Source organism: Mesorhizobium sp. ESP7-2, from assembly GCF_020164715.1.
Lineage (GTDB): Bacteria > Pseudomonadota > Alphaproteobacteria > Rhizobiales > Rhizobiaceae > Mesorhizobium.
In genome coordinates, this window is the sequence record NZ_JAIUGQ010000006.1 from 88,643 (window position 1) to 109,934 (window position 21,292).

Annotated in this window: 19 protein-coding genes; 10 read left to right on the top strand and 9 right to left on the bottom strand. The window is 62.8% G+C overall.

What is annotated here, in order from left to right; translation table 11 throughout:
* Positions 1–42 precede the first annotated feature (42 nt).
* Positions 43–831 carry a 2-keto-4-pentenoate hydratase gene (locus LB543_RS08445; protein WP_224613745.1) on the top strand — a complete coding sequence of 263 codons (789 nt, stop codon included), beginning with the start codon at positions 43–45 and terminating at the stop codon, positions 829–831.
* On the opposite strand, the gene LB543_RS08450 is transcribed toward LB543_RS08445, so the two are convergent.
* The 5 genes from LB543_RS08450 to LB543_RS08470 all read right to left on the bottom strand — a co-directional run bounded on the left by LB543_RS08450 (position 828) and on the right by LB543_RS08470 (position 5,826).
* Positions 828–1,634 carry an ABC transporter permease gene (locus tag LB543_RS08450; RefSeq protein ID WP_224613746.1) on the bottom strand — a complete coding sequence of 269 codons (807 nt, stop codon included), beginning with the start codon at positions 1,632–1,634 and terminating at the stop codon, positions 828–830. The two genes, LB543_RS08445 and LB543_RS08450, sit on opposite strands and share 4 nt — an antisense overlap.
* On the bottom strand, positions 1,634–2,467 hold the full coding sequence (locus tag LB543_RS08455; protein ID WP_140762949.1) for an ABC transporter permease: 834 nt from the start codon (positions 2,465–2,467) through the stop codon (positions 1,634–1,636). Before LB543_RS08455 ends, LB543_RS08450 begins: the two co-directional genes overlap by 1 nt.
* 22 nt (positions 2,468–2,489) lie before the next feature.
* On the bottom strand, positions 2,490–3,602 hold the full coding sequence (locus tag LB543_RS08460; RefSeq protein WP_140810151.1) for an ABC transporter substrate-binding protein: 1,113 nt from the start codon (positions 3,600–3,602) through the stop codon (positions 2,490–2,492).
* A gap of 69 nt (positions 3,603–3,671) precedes the next feature.
* Entirely contained in the window at positions 3,672–4,766 is a 1,095-nt protein-coding gene (locus tag LB543_RS08465) for an ABC transporter ATP-binding protein (RefSeq protein ID WP_140810149.1), read from the bottom strand.
* A gap of 163 nt (positions 4,767–4,929) precedes the next feature.
* Positions 4,930–5,826, bottom strand: coding sequence for a LysR substrate-binding domain-containing protein (locus tag LB543_RS08470; protein ID WP_224613747.1), 897 nt, complete (start codon positions 5,824–5,826; stop codon positions 4,930–4,932).
* Between the two features lie 76 nt (positions 5,827–5,902).
* Between LB543_RS08470 and LB543_RS08475 the strand changes: the two genes are divergently transcribed.
* The 6 genes from LB543_RS08475 to LB543_RS08500 all read left to right on the top strand — a co-directional run bounded on the left by LB543_RS08475 (position 5,903) and on the right by LB543_RS08500 (position 13,558).
* Complete coding sequence (locus LB543_RS08475) at positions 5,903–7,492, top strand: amidohydrolase (protein WP_224613748.1); 1,590 nt, start codon at positions 5,903–5,905, stop codon at positions 7,490–7,492.
* A 38-nt stretch (positions 7,493–7,530) separates the two neighbouring features.
* The gene (locus tag LB543_RS08480; protein ID WP_015318637.1) at positions 7,531–8,463 is read left to right on the top strand and encodes a dimethylarginine dimethylaminohydrolase family protein; all 933 of its coding nucleotides are present in this window, start codon (positions 7,531–7,533) and stop codon (positions 8,461–8,463) included.
* Positions 8,464–8,685: 222 nt separating this feature from the next.
* Complete coding sequence (locus LB543_RS08485) at positions 8,686–10,839, top strand: transglycosylase domain-containing protein (protein WP_140762932.1); 2,154 nt, start codon at positions 8,686–8,688, stop codon at positions 10,837–10,839.
* Between the two features lie 109 nt (positions 10,840–10,948).
* Complete coding sequence (locus LB543_RS08490; protein WP_140762929.1) at positions 10,949–11,533, top strand: DUF1214 domain-containing protein; 585 nt, start codon at positions 10,949–10,951, stop codon at positions 11,531–11,533.
* The gene (locus LB543_RS08495; RefSeq protein WP_224613749.1) at positions 11,526–12,095 is read left to right on the top strand and encodes a DUF1254 domain-containing protein; all 570 of its coding nucleotides are present in this window, start codon (positions 11,526–11,528) and stop codon (positions 12,093–12,095) included. The genes LB543_RS08490 and LB543_RS08495 overlap by 8 nt, the downstream gene beginning before the upstream one ends.
* 440 nt (positions 12,096–12,535) lie before the next feature.
* Positions 12,536–13,558, top strand: coding sequence for a hypothetical protein (locus LB543_RS08500; protein ID WP_224613750.1), 1,023 nt, complete (start codon positions 12,536–12,538; stop codon positions 13,556–13,558).
* On the opposite strand, the gene LB543_RS08505 is transcribed toward LB543_RS08500, so the two are convergent.
* The 3 genes from LB543_RS08505 to LB543_RS08515 all read right to left on the bottom strand — a co-directional run bounded on the left by LB543_RS08505 (position 13,536) and on the right by LB543_RS08515 (position 16,462).
* Positions 13,536–13,883, bottom strand: a complete 348-nt coding sequence (locus tag LB543_RS08505) for a DUF1491 family protein (protein ID WP_224613751.1) — start codon at positions 13,881–13,883, stop codon at positions 13,536–13,538. The two genes, LB543_RS08500 and LB543_RS08505, sit on opposite strands and share 23 nt — an antisense overlap.
* Before the next feature lie 70 nt (positions 13,884–13,953).
* On the bottom strand, positions 13,954–14,736 hold the full coding sequence (locus LB543_RS08510; RefSeq protein WP_224613752.1) for a peptidoglycan-binding protein: 783 nt from the start codon (positions 14,734–14,736) through the stop codon (positions 13,954–13,956).
* The gene (locus LB543_RS08515) at positions 14,711–16,462 is read right to left on the bottom strand and encodes a sensor histidine kinase (protein ID WP_224613753.1); all 1,752 of its coding nucleotides are present in this window, start codon (positions 16,460–16,462) and stop codon (positions 14,711–14,713) included. The genes LB543_RS08510 and LB543_RS08515 overlap by 26 nt, the downstream gene beginning before the upstream one ends.
* Before the next feature lie 534 nt (positions 16,463–16,996).
* Here LB543_RS08515 and LB543_RS08520 point away from each other — a divergent pair.
* Entirely contained in the window at positions 16,997–17,347 is a 351-nt protein-coding gene (locus tag LB543_RS08520; RefSeq protein WP_224613754.1) for a DUF5330 domain-containing protein, read from the top strand.
* A gap of 100 nt (positions 17,348–17,447) precedes the next feature.
* On the top strand, positions 17,448–17,876 hold the full coding sequence (locus LB543_RS08525; protein ID WP_224613755.1) for a SufE family protein: 429 nt from the start codon (positions 17,448–17,450) through the stop codon (positions 17,874–17,876).
* 273 nt (positions 17,877–18,149) lie between these two features.
* Here the strand turns inward: LB543_RS08525 and LB543_RS08530 are convergent, their stop codons facing one another.
* A complete protein-coding gene (locus tag LB543_RS08530; RefSeq protein ID WP_027143963.1) occupies positions 18,150–18,575 on the bottom strand; it encodes a MucR family transcriptional regulator in 426 nt (141 codons plus the stop codon).
* Positions 18,576–19,184: 609 nt separating this feature from the next.
* Here LB543_RS08530 and LB543_RS08535 point away from each other — a divergent pair.
* On the top strand, positions 19,185–21,284 hold the full coding sequence (locus LB543_RS08535) for a S9 family peptidase (RefSeq protein ID WP_224613756.1): 2,100 nt from the start codon (positions 19,185–19,187) through the stop codon (positions 21,282–21,284).
* Positions 21,285–21,292 lie beyond the last annotated feature (8 nt).

Sequence of the window (21,292 nt, forward strand, 5' to 3'; positions counted from 1 at the left end):
TTGATCGGCAGCGAGCTATTTCTTCGATTCCCGGAGCTGACCATGCTCGATCCAGAAAAGGCCAGGGCCGCGTCGCATCTGCTGGTAAGTCATTGGGACAACGGCACCCATCTCGCCGCTATACCCGAAGGGCTGCGGCCGAAGACACGGACCGAAGGCTATGCCATCCAGGCCCATGTCATGGATCGTTCGGCGGCCCCGCTTTTCGGCTGGAAGATCGCGGCAACCAGTCTTGCCGGTCAAAGGCATATCAACGTCGACGGCCCGATGGCCGGGCGCCTGCTGGCAGAGAAAGCGATCGAGGTTGGCGGGACCGTTTCGCTCGCGACGAGCAAGATGCGTGTCGCCGAGATCGAATTCGCCTTCCGATTCGGCCGCCAGCTCCCACCTCGCCCGGCACCTTATGAAATCGCAGAAGTGATGGACGCCGTGGCGAGCTTGCACCCGGCGATCGAAATACCGGACTCGCGCTACGACGATTTCTGCGCCGTCGGAGCGCCACAGCTCATCGCGGACAATGCCTGCGCCAATTTGTTTGTCATCGGCCAGCCCACGCAAGACGAATGGCGCGACGTGAACCTCGCAAAGCACCCGGTGGCCGGAATTGTTTCGGACAAGTCGCGACACGACGGAACCGGCGCGGCAGTCCTCGGCGACCCCCGCATCGCGCTGACATGGCTGGTCAATGAGCTGTCGGGTCTAGGTATAGCGCTTCAGCCGGGACAGGTGGTGATCACCGGCACTTGCGTGACGCCGATACGCGTCGAGGCCGGTGACGAGGTCATTGGCGATTTGGGCAGGTTTGGCAAAGTCTCGGTGCGGTTCGTTTAAGGCTCGCCGCGCTGCCGGACCACGACGCTTCTCACCGCCAGAACCAGCACCGTGATGATGATCAATATCACGGAAAGCGCCGCGATCGCCGGGTCGATGTTGTCACGCAGGCCCATCCACATCAGACGCGGCAGCGTGATGGCGTTGACCGAGGTGATGAACAGGGTGACGCCGATCTCTTCCCAGGAGAGCACGAAGGAGAGCAGTGCCGCGGTGACGATGCCGAATTTGATGTTGGGCATGATGACGCGCGTGGCGCGCTCCCAGACACTTGCGCCAAGACCCCGCGCGGCGAGGTCGATGCGGCGGTCGAGCTGGCTGAGCGAGACCAGGATCAGCACGGTCGCGAACGGCACCGTCATCACCGAATGCGCCATGGCGACGCCGAGCCAGGTGTCGTAGCCGAAGAAGGAGCTGACGCCCGAGATCGAGGTGAGCAGGAAGTAAAGCGTCACCGCCGAGACCACCGGCGGCACCACCATCGGCAGCAGCACGAAGCCGACAAGGGTCGCGGTGAAGCGCGGCTGGAACATCCAGACGCCGAGACTGAAACAAAGCGCCAGCACGGTTGAAAGGACGCTGCTGACGATTCCGACCCGGATCGAAAGCAGGATCGACTGGAGCCAGCGCGGATCCTCGATCAGCGAGCGGTAGTGGCGCAGCGACAATTCGCCCGTCGGCATCGCCAGCATGCGGCTGGGCGTCAGCGACACCGGAATGACGGCCAGCAGAGGCATAAGCAGGAACAGCGCCACCAGCACGGCGAGGATCAGCGAGACGGGTCCGGGGCGATAGGTCGGCATCAGATCAGCTGCTTCGGTCTGACATAACGGAACAGGAGCGCCATCAGCGCGCCGACGAACAGTACCAGCACGACGCTGATCGCAGCCCCCAGCCCCCAGTCCGGGCTCTGGAATATCCGGAGATAGATCAGCTCGGCGATCATCACGCTGCGGCCGCCACCGAGGATCGCCGGTGTGACGAAGAAGCCAAGCGAGAAGACGAAGACGATCATCGCGGAGCCGATGATGCCGGAGCGCGTCATCGGCACGAACACCGTCCAGAAGGTGCGCATGCGGCTGGAGCCGAGGCCGCGTGCGGCGAGCAGCACGCGCTCGTCCAGGCTGCGCATGGCCGAGGCCAGCGGAAAGACCGCGAACGGAATGAGGAAATGGGTCATGCCGACAATGACGCCGAACTCGTTGCGCACCAAAGTCAGCGGCTCGGAGATGAAACCGATCGACTGCAGCCAGGTGTTGATCAGGCCGCGATTGGACAGAAGCGCCACCCAGCCGAAGGCTCGCGTCAGCACCGAGATCCAGAACGGCACCAGGATGCAGAATTCGGCGACGAGGCGCTGCGCCGGGCTGCCGCGGACCCAGACGACCGTGATGGCATAGGCGGCGGCGACCGACACAATGGTGACGATGGCGGCGATACGCAGCGTGCGGATGAACACCGACTGCACCAGATCGTCGGTGAGCAACGCCCCGTACTGGCCAAGCCCAGGCGTCGGCAAGGTGAAGCTCCACTTCACCACGCCGAGAAACGGCCAGGCATAGGCAAGGCCGAGAAACAGGAGCAGCGGCGCCATCAACAGCGCCGCGCCCATCCTGTCGGAGAGAACGCCTCTCATGTCAGTTCAGCATCCCCGAGGGTCAGGCGGAGATGATCTTGGTGTATTCGTCGAGTGCGGCACCGTAGTTCTTGGCGTACCAATCCATGTCGAGCGGGATCTGCTTCTTCATGTTCTCGGGATCGACGGGGTTGATGCGCTTCTTGTCGGCGGGGATCAGCGCGTCGGCGGCCGGATTGGCCGGACCCTGGCCGAGCTTGTCGAACATGACGAGTTGCTTTTGGGGATCCTGGGCGCTGGCGATGAACTTCATCGCGGCGTCCTTGCCGCCAGGGTTGTTCTTGAGCACGGCAAGCGCGCCGGGCGAGATCAGGCCCTGGTCCCAAATGAACTTGATCTTGCCGCCGGAATCCTGCTCGATCAGCGAGGCGCGCGTCGACCAGACGATCGCCATCGAGGCTTCGCCATTGAGCAGCACGCTCTGGCTCTCGGCGCCGCCGCCCCAATAAGCGACGACGTTTTCCTTGAAGGCGGCGATTTTGTCATGCGCCCGCTTCAAGTCGAGCGGGTAGAGCGACGCCGGCGCGATGCCATCGGCCAAAAGGGCAGCTTCCCAGCTCGACACGCCCCATTTGTAGAGGGAACGCTTGCCTGGGAATTTCTTCACATCGAAGAAATCGGCCATGCCGGTCGGTGCATCCTTGCCGTATTTCTCGGAATCGTAGGCGATGACATAGGAGAAGAAATAGGTCGAGGCGGCATAGTCCCAGCCGAAGCCCGGCCGCATCTTTTTCTTGTCGACGATGTTGTAGTCGATCGGCTCGAGCATGCCTTGCGCGCCGAGCGTGATGGCCGAGAACGGGTCGACATCGACCAGGTCCCAGGTCGGGGCGCCGCTTTTGAACTGCGCGGCGATCGCGCCTTCGGTCGGGCCCGAGCCGTCCATCTTGACGGTGATGCCGGTGTCCTTGGTGAAAGCCTGGCCATAGGCCGCGTCATAGGCCGTGATGGCGTCGCCACCCCAGTTGACCAGAACCAGTTCCTTCGCAGCGGCGAATGCGCCGCTCGAACGCAGCAGCAACGGCGTGCCGGCGAGCACGAGCGCCGCCAACTGCGTGAACTGCCGGCGCGAGATCTCACCGCGTATCGTCCTTTCGGACAGCGTTTCGATGGCCTGTTTCTTGGTGTCGTTCATGTCAGTTCCCCTTTGTTTTCGTTGATTTTAATCCGGAAGCCGGTGCGGCGGATCAGGCCGCGCCGGCGGTCATTGTCCTCCGTCCGGAAGGAGGAAACCCTTTTCAGCCGGCCATGTCAGCCAGACGGAATTGCCCTTGCTGAGAGCAGCCGCCGCGACCTCGTTGGGCACCGAGACGGTCACTTTTGCACCCTGGCGCGTTGTGAGGTCGAGCTTGGTTGCCGCCCCCAGATAGGTCGATGCTATCGCCGTCGCGGCGATACCGTTCTCTCCGGCGGCGGCCTCGCGCGCTATCGACATGTGTTCGGGGCGGATCGCCAGAATGGCGTTGGCACCGACAGTGGCCGGATTGCCACGCAGGCTGACGGCGCGGTCTTCGCACAGGCCGGTGGCGCCATCATCGGCGCTGCGCACGCCTTTCAGCGGCAGCATGTTGATCTCGCCCAGGAATTCGGCGACGAAGCGATTGTCCGGCCGGTCGTAGACTTCGTCCGGCGCCCCGACCTGCAGCAATTTGCCATGGTTGAAGATGGCGACGCGAGAGGACAGTGCCAGCGCCTCGCTCTGGTCGTGGGTGACGAAGACGAAAGTGGTGCCGGTCTCCTGATGCAGCCGCTTCATCTCGGCCTGCATCTGGCCGCGCAGGCTCTTGTCCAGCGCCGAAAACGGCTCGTCGAGCAGGAGCACGCCCGGCTCGAACACCAGCGCGCGGGCAAGCGCGACGCGCTGCTGCTGGCCGCCGGAAAGCTGCGACGGCAATTTCTTCTCGTGGCCGATCAGACCGACGCGCTCGATCATCTCGCCGACGCGTTTCTTGATCTCGACGGCCGGTTTCTTGCGGACCTTGAGCGGGAAGGCGATGTTTGCCTCGACGCTCATATGCGGGAACAGCGCATAGCCCTGGAACACCATGCCGGCGGCGCGCTGCTCTGCCGGGCGGTCGGTGATGTCGGCGCCGTCGCTGAAAAGCCTGCCCTCGCTCGGCTGCACGAAGCCGGCCAGGATCATCAGGAAGGTGGTTTTGCCGGAGCCGGAGGGGCCGAGCAGTGTCAGGAACTCGCCGCGGCCTATATCGAGCGTCAGATTGTCCAGCGCACGGAACGAGCCAAAGCTCTTGCCGATCCCAATTGCCTTGATCTCTGCGGCCCGGCCGGGTTGCTGCATCCTGCCTCTATCCTTCCGTTGAGCCAAATCGTAGGCAGGGCCGAAGCTCACCGCAACCGAATAGTTTTCGCCTGATCGGCAAATTTGATTCACGTCTGGCGGGTTTTACGAGATAGCGGGACGGCGGAGCCGTCAATTTCGCTCGTGGCGGGATCGGCCGACCTCAATACGTCGCCAGCCTGCTTTCCAACAGCTTCGCTCTCAACCAACCGCTGAAGGCATTGAGCACCGGATGCCCCGCCTTTGCATGCTCGAAAACCAGGAAATACGAGCGTGGCGAGGGGACCGACGCCTCGAACGGCTTGACGAGACGGCCTTCGCTCAGCGCCCGGCGGCCGGTCAGTTCGTCGCCCATCGCAATCCCCTGCCCGGCGACCGCCGCCGAAAAGACGAGGTTCATGTCGGAAAAGAAGATACCGCCCTCGGTGTCAGGATTTTCCACCTTGGAAAGCGCCAGCCAGCGTGCCCAGTCCTCGGTGTCGCCAAGATGGAGCAGATTGGCGCGCAGAACGTCGGCGGGTTTGGAAAATCCACCGACCTTGTTGAGCAGTGTCGGGCTGCAAAGCGGCGTGAACGAGACCTCACAGAGCAACTCCACCGCGCGGTTAGGCCAGTTGCCGACGCCAAAGGCGATAAAGGCGTCGGCCTCCGGATTGCTGACATCGTCGAGCCGCCGCGGCGTAAGCACCGAGAGCGCCACATCCGGATACATCTGCTGGAACTCGCCGATATGGGTGCACAGGAACATCGAGGCGAAGCCCGGCGGGCAGGAGACGGCGAAGGAGCCGCCAACCCCGGCACCACTGTTGTGCGTTCCCGCGTCGCCGAGCACCGTCAGCGCTTTCCTGACATCGGCCGCGTAGCGCTGGCCGCGCGGCGTCAACGCCACGCCCTTGCCGATGCGTTGCAGGAGATCGAAGCCGAGGTCGCGCTCCAGCAAGCGCAACTGATGGCTCACCGCGCTGCGGGTCAGGTGCAGTTCGTCGGCGGCGCGCCAGACGCTGCCATGCCTGGCGAAACTGTCGAGGGCTCGTAGCGCCTGTGTGGATGGAATTCTCAAGAGGTGAACCGAATTTGCACGAACCGGGAAAACATATCACTTTTTGGCGAGCCGCTTCACTGCTTTCTTCTAGAGCATGGACAAACCGGTGACGACATCGGCGCAAGAGACAGCGCTTGCCTGCCTCGACGGCATTCAGCCCCTGCTGTCGGCCTGGACACGCACCATCTTCGAGTTCGGCGAGACCGCGTGGCGCGAGTACCAATCGGCCGCCTGGTATGTTGATCGGCTCACGCGCGAGGGATTTACGGTCGAGGAAGGCTCGGGCGGCATGCCGACCGCCTTCTGCGCCCACTGGACGAATGGCGCCGGACCGACCGTCGGCATGTATGCCGAATATGATGCCGTGCCCGGCAATTGCCAGGAGGCAGTGACGGTGAGACAGCCGCGCCCTGGCCTTGGCGCCGAGGCCGGCGGGCATACCGATCCGCATTCGGGGCTCGGCATAGCGAGCCTCGGCGGCCTGCTCGCGACCAAGGCCGCCATGCAGCGCGATGGCATTCAAGGCACGCTGCGCTTCACCGGCGAGCCGGCCGAAAAGGTGCGCGGTTCGAAGCCGATCCATGCGGCAAAAGGCTATTATGACGGTCTTGCCGGCATGATCTCCTTCCATCCCTTCTACATGCTGCCGCTCTGCAATACGGCGCGCTGGGACACGCATTGCGGTGCGGCCTACGCGATGATCTACCGGTTCGTCTGCGACGAACCCGAAAATTGGACGCGGGCGGCGGGCGACGGCGCACCGATCCCGCAGGCGCATTCGGCGGTCAGGGCACCTGGCGCCAACGATGCGCTGATGACCATGTACATGGCCTCCAAGGCGTTGCGCGATTCCATGCTGCCGCATCAGGGCGGCTGGTCGATCAGCGAGGCGATCCTGACGGCGGGCCAGGCCACGGCCGACAATCTGCCGGCGGGCCTGGCCGAGATCCAGTACATGATCCGCGTGCCGACCATTGGTATGGCCGAGCAGGTGACGGCGGTGCTCGACCGCAACGCCGCGGCCGCGGCCGCGATCAGCGGCTGCCGCTACGAGCAGCACTGGGTGTCGAAGTCGCGGCCGGGGCTGGCCAACCACGCCATGGCCGGGATTGCCTACGAAGCCCTGTCGACGGTCGGGCCGCCGCACTGGGACGAGGCCGCCAGGACGGTCGCGCGCGAAATCCAGGTCAATGCCGGCGGCACCGCGACCGACAACCCCTTTATCGACGAGTTGGAGCGGCTGATTGCCCCACAAGAGGCCGAGGCGATCCTGCGCCGCGACCTGCCGCCCTCCCAGGTCAATTCGACTTCCGACGACTATACCGACATGAGCTGGCACGCGCCGACCGCGCGCTTCTATGTCGCCCGCCCGGCGCTCCGTTCGGCGAATGGCAGTGCCTATCCCTCCTGGGTGATGAATGCGCTGGGCGGCATTCCCGCGACGATCGACCCGATGGTCATCTGCGCCGCCAAGACGGTAGCGCTGGCGGCGCTGCGCCTGCTCGAGGACAAAACCGCCCGTGAGGAGGCGATGAACGAGTTCATCGCCCGTACCGGCGGCGGCATCGGCGGCTCCACCTGGATCGCGCCGCTCTGCGACTACGAGCCGCCGATCAATTTCCGCTGGCCGGAATATGTCACCACCGCGCGCGGGCGCGACTGGTGGATCCCAAGCAACGCATGACCGACCAACCCTTGAGAACAAGCTACGAGGAGAACCGCATGACCGTTCATGACCGCATCATCGCCGAGCCGTTTTCGCTGCAGCGCCGCAACCCGGCCGGCGGCACCAAGCCGCTGACCGTCTGGGGCTTCGCCAACGAGACCGACGTCTTGACGGACGTGCTGCTCGGATCGCCGAACTTCCTGCGTCACCTCTCGACCAGCTCGCTCTCGCGAAAACATCTGCGCGAGGCGCCCTGCAACGTCCAGATCGCGCAGGCGCAGCACAAGGATCTTGTCGCGGCCTACGAGCATTTCGGCGTCAACATCCATTGGCACGAGCCGACGCCGGAACTGCCGATGCAGGTCTATTCCCGTGATTCCAGCGTCATGACGCCTTATGGCGCGATCATCACCGCCATGGCCAACTGGTGGCGGCGCGGCGAGAATTACGCGGCCATTCGCACCTATGAAAAGCTCGGCATCCCGATCTACGACATGGTCACGGCAGGCACCTTCGAGGGTGGTGACTTCAATGTCATCGAGGACGGCGTGGTGCTGATCGGCTGCGGCGGCGCCCGCACGCAGGAGGAAGGCGCCCGCCAGGTGCAGGCATGGTTCGAGAAAGAAGGCTGGGAAACACGTATCGCCTTCATCGACGAATATTACGTCCATATCGACCTGATGGTGGTGCCGATCGCCGAAAAGCTCACCGCCGTCTGCCTCGCCTGCACCGAGCCCGGCATCGTCGACTGGCTGAAGGGCAAGGGTCACGAAATCATCGACGTTCCCTTCCAGGACACGATGGCGCTCGGCTGCAACTTCATGTCGCTGGGCAAGGACCGGGTGATCGCGCCGACTTCCAGCAAGACGCTGATCGAAAAGCTCAAGGCGCGCGGCTTCGAGGTCGCGGCCGTCGACATGAGCGAAATCTCCAAGACCGGCGGCGGTATCCATTGCATGGCGCAGGCGCTGAAGCGCGAAGCGGCCTGATAGTTCGGGGAGGCAAATCCCCCTCGCCCGCCAGACCCAGAATCTGGCGGGCGAGGAACCGGCCCGCCGGCTACCTGGCTCTTCCATCGACAAACCTTGCGGCTGTGTCCTCGCCGCCCTTGTGGGTGTCGGCAAAATGGATGAATAGTCGGAACAGGGCGCCGCCCTGAAATTGCCCGCTTGCGGTTTTCAGGTCGCGCCAGAGCCGAGCCGGGTTTTTGAATGGTCAGCCCTGAACCGCGCAAGAGAAGAGGTCCGATCGCCTCCCGCCTTCTGGCGCTGGACGCGTGGCTCGATTCCTCGCTCTATGAGATCGGCTTCAAGGCGCGTCAGTTCTGGGAAGCGGCGACGATCTTCTCGCGGCGCTTCCGCCTCAAGGGCTGGCGCCGTGGCGTCATCGAACTGTTGAGCGAAGGGTTTACACTCGGCGCCGGCGGCATTGTGGTGATGCTGGCGCTGGCGATACCCGCTTTCCAGGACACTACCGGCGACTGGCGCGCCCAAGGCGACTTCGCCGTCACCTTCCTCGACCGTTACGGCAACGAGATCGGCCAGCGCGGCATCATCCAGCGCGATTCCGTGCCGGTCGACGAGATGCCGGACCACGTCATCAAGGCGGTGCTTGCCACCGAGGATCGGCGTTTCTTCGAGCATTACGGCATCGACGTGCTCGGCCTGTCGCGCGCGATCTTCGAGAATGTGCGGGCAAACTCGGTCGTCCAAGGCGGTTCCAGCATCACCCAGCAGCTGGCCAAGAACCTGTTCCTGACCAACGAGCGCACGTTCGAGCGTAAGATCAAGGAAGCCTTCCTGTCGCTGTGGCTGGAGGCCAATCTGTCGAAGAAGGAAATCCTGCAGCTCTATCTCGACCGCGCCTATATGGGCGGCGGCACGTTCGGCATCGAGGCGGCGGCGGACTTCTATTTCGGCAAGAGCGTCAAGGACCTGAACCTTGCCGAGGCGGCGATGCTGGCCGGCCTGTTCAAGGCACCGACCAAATACGCGCCGCACATCAACCTGCCGGCGGCGCGCGCACGTGCCAACGTAGTGCTGTCCAACCTCGTCGATTCCGGCTTCATGACCGAAGGCCAGGTGCTGCAGGCAAGGCTGCATCCGGCCGACGTCGTCGATCGCGGCGAGCAGAAAAGCCCGGATTATTTCCTCGACTGGGCCTTCGACGAGGTCAAGAAGATCGCCAAGCCCGGCCAGCACTCCCTGGTTGCCCACACCACATTCGACGCCAACATCCAGAAGGCTGCGGAGGAGTCCCTCGAGTTCCATCTGCGCCAGTTCGGCAAGGAGTACAACGTCGCCGAAGGTGCCGTGGTGGTCATCGAGACCAATGGCGCGGTGCGGGCGATCGTCGGCGGCCGCGACTATGGCGCCAGCCAGTTCAATCGCGCCACCAAGGCGCTGCGCCAGACCGGCTCGTCGTTCAAGCCCTATGTCTATGCCACGGCGATGGAACACGGCTTCACGCCGAATTCGATCATATCAGGCGGGCCGATCAGTTGGGGCAACTGGTCGCCACACAATTACAGCGGCGAGTCGGCGGGCAATGTCACGCTGATCATGGCGATGGCCAAGTCGATCAACACCGTGCCGGTGCGGCTGGCCAAGGATCATCTCGGAATCGCGCCGATCAAGGCATTGGCGGAATCGTTTGGCGTGGAATCGCCGCTCGAAGGGCACAAGACGATGGTGCTCGGCACCTCGGGCATGACCGTGATGGACCAGGCGACGGGCTACAGCGTCTTTGCCCAGAACGGCTTCGTCGGCTCCCGGCACGGCATCACCCAGCTCGTCACACGCACCGGCGACGTGGTGTATGATTGGACCAAGGACGCGCCGCCGCCGCATCGCGTGCTGTCCGAGCAGGCGCTGAAGTCGATGAACACCATGCTGACGGCAGTACCGGTGATGGGCACGGCGCGGCGGGCGCAAATTCCCAACATCGTCGTCGCCGGCAAGACCGGCACGACACAATCCTACCGCGATGCCTGGTTCGTCGGCTTCACCGGCAACTACACGGCTGCCGTTTGGATGGGCAATGACGATTTCTCGCCGACCAAGAACATGACGGGCGGCTCGCTGCCGGCGATGGTGTGGCAGCGGCTGATGGTCTACGCGCACCAGAACATCGACCTCAAGCCGATCCCCGGCATCGACAAGCCCTTCGTCGACGAGGAGATCGCGGCCAAGGCCGCCGAGGCGCAGAAGAAGACCGAGGAGCAGGCAGCGGCCGACGCCGCCGCCGAGCGGCCGCCAGTGCTGTCCAGCCGAACCACGCAGACGCTGCGGGACATGAGCCAACTGTTCCAGACGGCGCCCAAACTCGACGCCCCCACTCCACCCGAAACGCTTTCGGCCCTGTGACGTCCGCCCGGCAAGACAAGACCGGCAGGCAAATCCATCACGCCGGCTTGCCACAAGGCCCCGCGCCGCGATATCCCCGAACGGCAATCCTTCGCGCACCCGGCCCTTCATGCTCAAGAACGCCTTCCTGATGCTGATTTCGCTTGCCATAGCCGTTGGCGGGGGCGGCGCCAGCGTCTGGTACGCGCTGAAGATCCAGGACGGCGTCGGCGCGATCAGGATCGGCCAGTGGACCGCCTTCCCCGATATCGGCACACCGGCGGCAGATCCCTATTCCAAGGCGCGAGTGGCGCGTGAGGGCGTGCTGGCGCTCGGCCGCGCCGAAGGCCTATCCTTCGTGGCGGAAAACGATGCCGCCGGCGACCAACTCAAGCGGGAATGCACCTACAGGATCGAGGGTGGATTTCCGACAGCCCGGTTCTGGACGCTTTATGCCGCCGATCAATCGCTCGGCGTCGTCGAGACCGGCAAATCGCGGCTTGCGGCGCTTCAGTCCTACGCCGTGCTGCGCCAACCGGACAATTCCGTGATCATCTCCGTCGGCCATCACCCGATGCCGGGCAACTGGCTTCTGACCGACGGTTCGGGAAGGATGTATTTCGTCCTGACCTTCTACGACACGCCAATCGCCAGCAGCACCGGCCTATCGGACGTTTCGCTGCCCAGGATCGTGAGGGCGGGCTGCGATGCGTAGTTTGCGAGCCGCCTTGCGCAGGCTTCTGCATGCCATTCTGCTCGGCCTCGTCGGCGCCGGCATCGTCCACATTATCGTCCTGCTTCTGGTGCCGGAATTTTCGGAACGTGACGCCTGGTCGCGTCTCTCCATGGCCTCGGATCTCTACAGGATGAACCGGCTGGATGCCGAAGCCGGCGGCGCGCCGGTGGTGAAATCGGTCGACCCGCTGTTCTATGCCACGGCCTGCCGCTTCGACCTCGAGGAAGGAATGGTCCGGATCAAGGCGCCGGGAGACGTCCCCTTCTGGTCGGTGTCGGTCTATGACCGCAGCGGTCACAACATCTATTCCTTCAACGACCACACGGCGACGGGCGGCAAGCTGGATGCGGTCGTGCTGACGCCGGCGCAGATGATCGACGTGCGCAAGGACCTGCCCGAGGACCTGCAGGGAGCGATTTTCGTCGAGGCGCCCATCGACGAGGGGATCTTCGTCATCCGCAGCTTCGTGCCGGACGAGAGCTGGAAGCCGATCGTGTCGCGCTTTCTCGATCAGAGTTCCTGCGAGCTGCAGGATTTCTAACCCGCTGACCGGAGGTCCGGAGGCCTGACAGACAAGGCCAAGGCTCAGTGGTGAGGCACAGGCGTCCGTGGCGATCCCGGCTTGTCTGGCCCCGCAGGCCGGACTTCGCCGGTGTTGGACCGCTCATAGCGGATGCCGGGAAATATGATCACGGCCGCCGGTATTTCGGTGGTTTGCTTGGCTCGATTGGTCGGTGCCGCACGCGGCACGAAAGACAGTACCATGCCCATGGTTCGCGCATTCCTCTCGGTTTCCCCGGAGCACAACGCAACGCCTCCAAATATCATTAAGGCCGGCAGAGGGTTAACGGAGCGCTAACGGATCGCCGCTAACTTGATCTTTGTTGCCAGGTCGGAAAGTTCTGACCGAGGCAATCGCGAAACCGACACGGTCCCGGTGGCGCGAGGCCAGGTGTGTATCTGTTGTCAGGCGTATCCTTCGTGTCATCTTCGGATTTCAGGCAAATCGCGATAAGGACGGAATCGGGAAAAGCCGAAAGGTTGTTCCGCGCCGCCGTGTCGGCATTCTGCTCGCTGACCCGCCCGTCGCGCCGCGAGATCGGCCAACTCGAAGACCTGACGCTGCCGCTGTTCGACGATGTGTCCGTCGAATCGCGGCGCTACGTGGCAGCCGCCCTTTCCGAATGCGAATATGCGCCCGCGGCCCTGGTGCGGCGCCTCTGCGAGGAACCGGTCGACATTGCCGCTCCGCTGCTCATCCGCTCACGCGCGGTCAGCGATATCGACCTGATCGCGCTGATTGGCCGGCACGGGCTGCCGCATGCACGCGCCATATCGCGGCGCAAGGACCTGAACCCGACCATCGCCGATCTGATCAGGGCGCTCGAACGACCGACCCTGGTGCGGGTGCGGGATCCGGAAGCGGCCCCGGCGCAAAGCCTTGTGAAGACGCAAGCGACGGCGAACAGCGCGGAAACTCAGCAGACGCCCGGCGTTGCCGCCGAGAACGCACGGCGCAGGCTGCGCTCCATGATGCATACCGGCGACGAAACCTTGGCGGCGAAGGTCGATGCGTTCCCAGGTGCGGATACTTATGTCAAACTGCGCGAGACGGCACTGACGGGAAACGCCGCGTTCTTCCAGACCGCGCTAGCGGACGCCCTCGACATTGATTTCTCGATCGCGCGATCGCTGACCGCCAACCAGAATTATGCGCCGCTGCTTGCGGCGCTGCGTTCGCTCGACTTCAGCGAGGACCGGGCATTCCTGATCACGGTTGCCGTCTATCCCGGCCTGTTCCCGCATCCGCAGGCCATCCGCACCTATCTCGACCGCTACCGTCTGCTGCACCGCGATACGGCCCTGGACAAAGTGCGGGGGTGGAAAACCGAAACCCTGTCGACGGCGGCTCGCGACGCTTCGCCGACAAATCGCGACAGCCGCAAGGCGTCCAACAGCGACGAAGCCGACGCCCCCGGCCTCAGGGCGTCTTCACGGAAATAAGCTCCTCGACGGGAACACTCCCGGCCTCGATCTCGACCACCCAGATGTCGGGATCGAATTTTTTCTCGCGCGCAAGTCTCGCATCCAGCACGGCGGCATCATCGCTGGTGGCGAGAAGGCTGAAAAAACGGTCCTCTGGCTTGGCCGAATCGTAGCTTGTCTGCGGTGCCGGCCCGTAGAGAGCCGTTTCACCCATCCTGCCCCGCGCCAGGATGAACACAGCCCCGGCCTCGGTCGCACCGCGATTGACCACGGCGGCAAATCCGCCGGCGCCGAAAACCCGGCGCAACAGGGCCGACACCCACAAATCAGCGGTTACGCGCATGGAAGACTCCCGACGACATGCGGGCTCTCTATCGAAATTTCGTAAGCAGGGCGAGCCGTCGTTTCGGCCGTCAGTTGGTCAGGCCGATCTCGCGCATCTTGACATAGACGATCTCGTCGGGCTCGCCGGTCTGCGGCAACCCGAACAGCGACTGGAATTCCTTGATCGCCGCCTTGGTGCGCGCACCGACGACACCATCCAGTTGCATGTCGTCATTGCCGAAGGCCTTGAGCCCAGCCTGGATCTTGACGATGCGGGGATCAGGCCCCTGCGAAGCGGCATTCGTCTGTGCCTCATTCGTCTGCAAGGAGACGGGAACGGCGGCCGGCGCCACATCGGGACGAGGCTGCGGCTTGGGCACGGCGGCGGTCTTTGGCGTTGCCCCCAGCTGGTCCAGCAGCAGCGCGTCGATCTCGCCCGAAGCGTTCAGCCCGACCTTCTGCTGGTAGGCCTGTATGGCCTTGCGCGTGTTGGGGCCGGAAATGCCGTCGACGGTGCCTGAATAGAAATCGAGATCCTTCAATATGCCTTGCACCTGCTCGACCACCGGATCGCCCTTGATCGGGGCGGGCGCGGCATTGGATCGCACGATGTTGATCGTCGTCTCCGGCTCGTCGGCTGCGGCGTGCGGAAAGCCCTGGAAATTACGGGTGGCGAAAAACGCCCCGGCGTTCGGGAAAGGCTGATACCACAGCGCGTTCGCCGAGACGTAGAACAGCGTCACCAGGAATGCGGTCGATCCTCCCACCAAGACGGGATTGCGCGAAATCATGCCGCCGACGGCGATGGCGCCGTCCTGAAAGGCGTTGCTGCGGCGTTTGACCGCCTTAGCCTGTTTTGCGGAGCGAGCCATTTGCATCCCCTTTCGCCCTCGTCACCGGCATCGTCAGCACTCCGGTCGGGTTGGCGGGGCGTCCCTTCGGCCCGCTGACCGGCAGGCTGATGGTCACCGTGGTGCCCTCGCCCGGCATGCTTTCGATCGACATGGTCCCTTCGTGCAAGGCCACCAGCCCCTTCACCAGGGAAAGGCCAAGACCCGTCCCCTCGAAACGGCGGGTATAGTCGTTCTGGATCTGCATGAAGGGTTTGCCGAGATTGGCGAAATCCTCCTCGGCAATGCCGATGCCGGTGTCCCTGACCCAGAAATGCAGACGTGAGCCGATCCGCTTGGCGCCGACGACGACATCGCCGCCGTCGGGCGTGAACTTGATCGCGTTGGAAACGAGGTTGATGAGCATCTGCTGTACGGCGCGGCGATCGGCATTGATATCGCCTGCGTCAGGGGCGATCTGAGTCTGCAGGTCGATGTTCTTGGCCTGCGCCTGCAGCCGCATCATCGACTGGCACATGTCGACGGCTTCCATGAACCGGAACGGCTCCGGTTCGGTGGCATAGGCGCCCGATTCGATCCTCGATACGTCGAGTATGGATGTCACGACCGCCAGCAAATGCTGGCCCGAATCGCGCACGAGGCCGACATATTCCTTCTGGCGCGGGTCCTTGAAGGCGCCGAACATCTCGTGCAGCAGCATGTCGGAGAAGCCGATAATGGCATTCAAGGGTGTGCGCAGTTCATGGCTCACCACTGCAAGGAAGCGGCCCTTGGCCACTTCGGCGGCGGCGGCCGTCTCATTGGCTTGCGCCAGTTCTTCGCGCAGCCGCGCGGTCTCGTCATTCTCGCGCAGGACAAGCGTGAAGACGTCGCTTTGTTCCTCGCCGCGCAGCAGTTCGAGGGCGAATGGCTGATAGTTGTCGGCCACGAAACCATTTCCGGCGTGAGCGCCGTTGCCAGTCTGAGGCAGCCTGATGCGCAATTCGAGGCGGCGCGACAGTGCGCCGTCACGCATGTCGGCCAGGGCGCTGAGATAGGAGACACGGTCCGACAGGTGGACGCGATCGAAGAGGCCCGTTCCGGACAACAGCTCAGGCGGCAATTTAAGAAGCGTGCGCGCTTTTGCGGACGCATCCACGACTTCGCCGTGGCGGGCAACCCGCAAGACCACCGCGTCGATGATGTCTTCCAGTCGGTCACCGGCATCGACCGTATCGGCCGCGCCGGCGGCGCCGCGAAACGCCGATATGCGCGGGATGAGGGTCAGCGCCCAGGCCAACGGCACCAGCCAGTGCCAGGCGGCGATGTGCGCGTCCGCGAATGGAAGGAAGGCGGCCGACAGGGACTGAAGGGCGATGGCGATGACGGCCGAGGCGCCTCCCCACAATGCCGCACGCCGCGAGGCGCCGATCCAACAGGCTTCGAATGGCAGCGCAAGCGCAAGCATGGCGACAGGTGAACTCAATCCGCCGGCGGCACCGATGAGACCGCCAAGGGCAATCGCCGCCATCGCCAGGGCGACGGGTCCCGCGGCGGCCATCTTGCCGGTCGCTGCTACCAGCAGCGCGACGAACCAGCACAGCCCGAAGGCCGCGAAAATGGCGGCCATGGTCACGGCCGCCCCCATGCCCGATGTAACCAGCGTGACCGCGGCACCCGCTGCAAAGAACGGCGCGGCCAGCATGACCCCGATGAAACGGCGCTGGCGCTCGCGGTCGCTCCGCCCGAGAACGCTGGGATGAACCATGCGTTCACAACCGGCCGCCATTGCGCCAGGCAATTCAGCGTATCTGGCCTCGATCGGCATCAACTCAACGCACTCGCACTCGTCGTGAACAGCTCTGCTTTCGCAGATTGTCTTGGTTGGCTTTGAAACTCGCATTCAGCGTTTAAGGAATGGATAAGGCAGGGCCGACCAAGGCCGGCCCTGCGGCAAATATCGGGATGACGGCGGCCAAAAACCCGGGCAAATGCAGCCATAGTAAACGGAGGGTTATTCGCGAACGCCCGCCATCAGCGGTCCAGAAGCAGGAATTGGATCGCCTTCGTTTGCGAAAAATATCGTATAAACAATTACATAGATGGTTATCGGATGGTAACGAGAATCGTTCCGATACGAAACAAATCGACAGCAAAAACGCTTCGTTTCGAGTTTGCCTAAAATTTGAGGAAAATTCTCGGCGATCGTGCAAGCCGTCCTTCGTGCCTGTGTGCCAACATCCTGCCCATAAAAGAGGTCATGCCATGTGATGCATGATCCGGTCACGACGAGAGGCGAGGCATGTTCTTCCTGATAAGAATGGCTTTCTGGTTTTCACTGGTGCTGCTGGCGCTGCCACTGGGTGTCGGGTCCGATGAAACGGGCCAGGAAAGCGTCGGGCCCATCCAGGCCCTGTTCGCGGCGCGCGACGCTGTCGGCGACATCGCCGGGATATGCGAACGCAAGCCCGATGTCTGCGAGACGGGCAAATCGGCGATGCACACCATCACCGCACGCGCCAAGGAGACCGCCAAGATCGCGGCCGCCATGCTGGACGAGAAGTCCGCCGGCCCCGACACATCGACAATGACGGGCAGCGTGCCGGAAGAAATCGTCCTGCCCGAAACGGTCAATCTGCCGATAAAGAATTAAGCCGTCTCGACGGCGCACCGCGGACCGTCTGCCCTCTCGACGCCCGCGGTGTCCTTGTTTTTTCCGTGACGCGGCGCTGCCGCGTCACTATATCCGGGTCATGACGACCACGATCCAGACGATCCGAGACGACTTCTCATTCCTCGAGGAATGGGAGGACCGCTATCGTTACGTCATCGAGCTTGGCGAAGCGCTGCCTCCCTTCCCCGATGCGGAGCGCAACGCCGTCAACAAGGTGCCGGGTTGCGTCAGCCAGGTCTGGCTTACCACCGAACGGGGTCCGGGCGCCGATCCCGTCATCACCTTCACAGGCGATTCGGACGCCCATATCGTGCGCGGACTGGTCGCGATCATGCTGGCGCTGTTTTCCGGAAAGGCGGCCAGCGAAATCCAGAAAACCGATGCTGAAACGACGCTGAAGGCACTCGGCCTCGACGAGCACCTGTCACCCCAGCGCGCCAATGGCCTTCGCTCGATGGTCAAGCGCATCAAACGCGACGCCGAGATGGCGCTCGCGCAGACTGCCTGACAGGCTTTCTGCCTGCGATCTTCTTTGTTTTGACGCAATTCCAAAAGCGCGTCGCGTCGAAACGGATTCAGGCGACGCGCTTTAGGTCTTTGTTTTTATGCATGTCGTCTTCCCAAAACCGAGGTCACTTTTGGGCGACATGCATTAGGGAAAGCACAACGCGCTTTTCCCGGGAAAACCGGTTCACACTTTTCCTGGAATTGCTCTCGCCCGCAAAATCAAACGGCGCCCGAAGGCGCCGTTTGATTTCAGTTCTAATCCGGCAAGCCGCGACTACCGCGCCTTGCGCTTGCGGCCAAGGCCCATCTTCTTGGCAAGCTGGGAGCGGGCCGCCGCGTAATTCGGGGCAACCATCGGATAGCTTGGGTCCAGGTTCCACTTTTCGCGATACTGATCGGGCGTCAGATCGTAGTGGGTCATCAGGTGACGCTTGAGCGACTTGAACTTCTTGCCGTCCTCAAGACAGACAATGTAGTCGTCATGAACCGAGCGCTTCGGGTTGACAGCCGGCTTCTGCTTATCGGCAGGCGGCTGCTCGACGGTTCCGCCCACACGCCCGAGAGCGGCATGGACATCGGATATCAGGTTCGGCAGTTCGCCGACCGGCACGGGATTGTTGCTGACATAGGCAGCCACCACATCGGCGGTTAGCTCGATCAGCGCATCATTGTTTCGGGAAGGTGTTTCGACAATATCCATGGTCTTCAGGCCCCAACAAGAGTTACGTCGGTCTGTGCCCTTTTTTACAATCAGGGCATTGCACGAATTTTGCGCAGATAGAGCTGCGACGATTCGTGTCACGGGGACATCAATGCGACCACACGTCAAGTAAGTCAATTCGCTCCGCGCATTATATTTAGGAATGATGATCAACTATTCCGGGATCAGCTTCAATCTTTCGTGCGCCATGTAATTTTTCGATATTTCGGTCGCCAAACCGACAAAGGCTGACGTTGGGTCAGCTAACCGTTACATTCGCGATAACTCACAAAGCAAGTTTCAATGCTCCGGTTTTCTTGGCGGCCAAACCGACAAGCTTGGTTGTTCATATCTGTTCACAAAACCACAGGTTGCCAACCCATTGCGCACTGGCCACTTGCCAAGCCGCGAATACGGTCGCATGAGACTGGCCGGCAAAGACCAGAGTTAGCAAAACAACGGCGAAGGCCGCAGTAATACGAGACCGAATGGTCATCTTCTCTCCTCCCGGCCATCTCATGGGCCGTCACCACCTCTACGCCACGGCTCTTGAACCGCCCTGATCGGCGTGTTCATTCGTCGTTCAAGATATTTCCAGAGCGAGACGCAATGACCAGGACTTCCCGATTTCCAATCGTCAACCCGCCTGCCCCCGAAAAAAGGCCGGTCTCCGACACACATCACGGCATCACGCGAATCGACGAATATGCATGGCTCAGGGCGGATAACTGGCAGGAGATGTTCAGGGATCCTTCCTTGCTCGATCCTGGGATCCGCGCCGAACTCGAAGCCGAGAATGCCTACCAGTCGACCCTGATGGCCGACACATCGGATCTGCGAAAGCAGCTTTTCAAGGAAATGAAGGGCCGCATCAAGGAGGACGATTCTTCCGTCCCCATGAAGGATGGGCCTTACGCCTATGGGTCTTCCTTCAAGCTCGGCGGCGAGCAGCCGCGCTATTTCCGCATGCCGCGCGATGGCGGACCCGAGCAGATTCTGCTCGACGGCGACGCCGAGGCCGAGGGCAAGGCCTATTTCCGGCTCGGCGGCGTCGATCATTCGGCCGATCATCGCAAGCTCCTGTGGGCATTCGACGACAAGGGTTCCGAATTCTACACGCTGCGTGTGCGCGACCTTGCCGACGGCAAGGAACTGGCGGACCAGATTCCCGCCACCGGAGGTTCGGGCGTGTGGGACGCGGGCAATGACGGGTTCTTCTATACGCGTCTCGATCCAAACCACCGGCCGTCGAAGGTTCTGTTCCACGCACTGGGGCAGGCCCCTGAAAACGACCGCCTGATCTACGAGGAAACGGACCCTGGCTTCTTCATGAACGTCGATGGGACCCGCAACAATCAATGGATCATGATCGGCATCAATGACCATGAGACTTCGGAATACCGCCTGCTGAGCGCCAGCGATCCGTTTGCCGAACCGAAGCTGGTTTCGGCGCGCGAGACCGGCCTTCAATATGAGCTGGAGGAAGGCAGCGACATCTTCTTCGTCCTGACCAATGCGGACGGTGCCAAGGACTTCAAGATCATGACGGCGCCGGCGAGCGATCCGGTCCGCGCCAACTGGCAGGAACTGGTGCCGCATGAACCGGGCCGGCTGATCCTGTCGGTGATCGGCTTCAAGGACCACATGGTCCGGCTCGAGCGCAAGGAAGGCCTGCCGCGTATCGTCGTGCGTGAGCGCGCCAGCGGCGAAGAACATCTGATTTTCTTCGATGAGGAAGCCTTCTCGCTCGGCCTTTCAGGGTCCCTGGAATACGACACCGAGATGATGCGCTTCTCCTACTCGTCGATGACGACGCCGTCGCAGATGTTCGACTACAACATGCGTACCCGTGAGCGCGTTCTGCTCAAGACCCAGGAAGTGCCGTCCGGCCACGACCCCCATCACTACGTCACGAGGCGGCTGATGGCGCCCGCGCCCGATGGCGAACTGGTGCCGATCTCGCTTTTGCATCACCGCGACACGCCGCTGGACGGCTCCGCGCCTTGCCTGCTCTACGGCTACGGCTCCTACGGCATTGCCGTGCCGGCCGCCTTCAATACCAACTGGTTCTCGCTGGTCGACCGCGGCGTGGTATTTGCCATTGCCCATGTCCGCGGCGGCAAGGACAAGGGTTATGGCTGGTACGATGACGGCAAGCGGGCGCACAAGATGAACACCTTCACCGATTTCATCGCCTGCGCCCGCCACCTCGTTGCCGAACGCTATACCACGCATGACCGCATCGTCGCGCAAGGCGGCTCGGCCGGCGGCATGCTGATGGGCGCCGTCGCCAATATGGCGCCGGATTGCTTCGGGGGCATCGTGGCCGAGGTTCCGTTCGTCGATGTGCTCACCACCATGCTCGACGCGACGCTGCCGCTGACCCCGCCGGAATGGCCGGAATGGGGCAATCCGATTGCGTCGGCCGATGATTACCAGACGATCGCAGCCTATTCGCCCTACGACAATGTCGCCGCGCTCGACTACCCGCCGATCCTGGCGCTCGCCGGTTTGACCGATCCACGCGTCACCTATTGGGAGCCGGCCAAGTGGGTGGCGCGGCTGCGTGACCGCAAGAGCGGCGACAATCCGGTGCTGTTCAAGATCAACATGGATTCCGGCCATGCCGGTGCGTCCGGCCGCTTTTCCCGGCTGGAGGAGATCGCCTATACTTATGCCTTCACGCTGAAGGTGACGGACAAGGCATAGCTTACGGA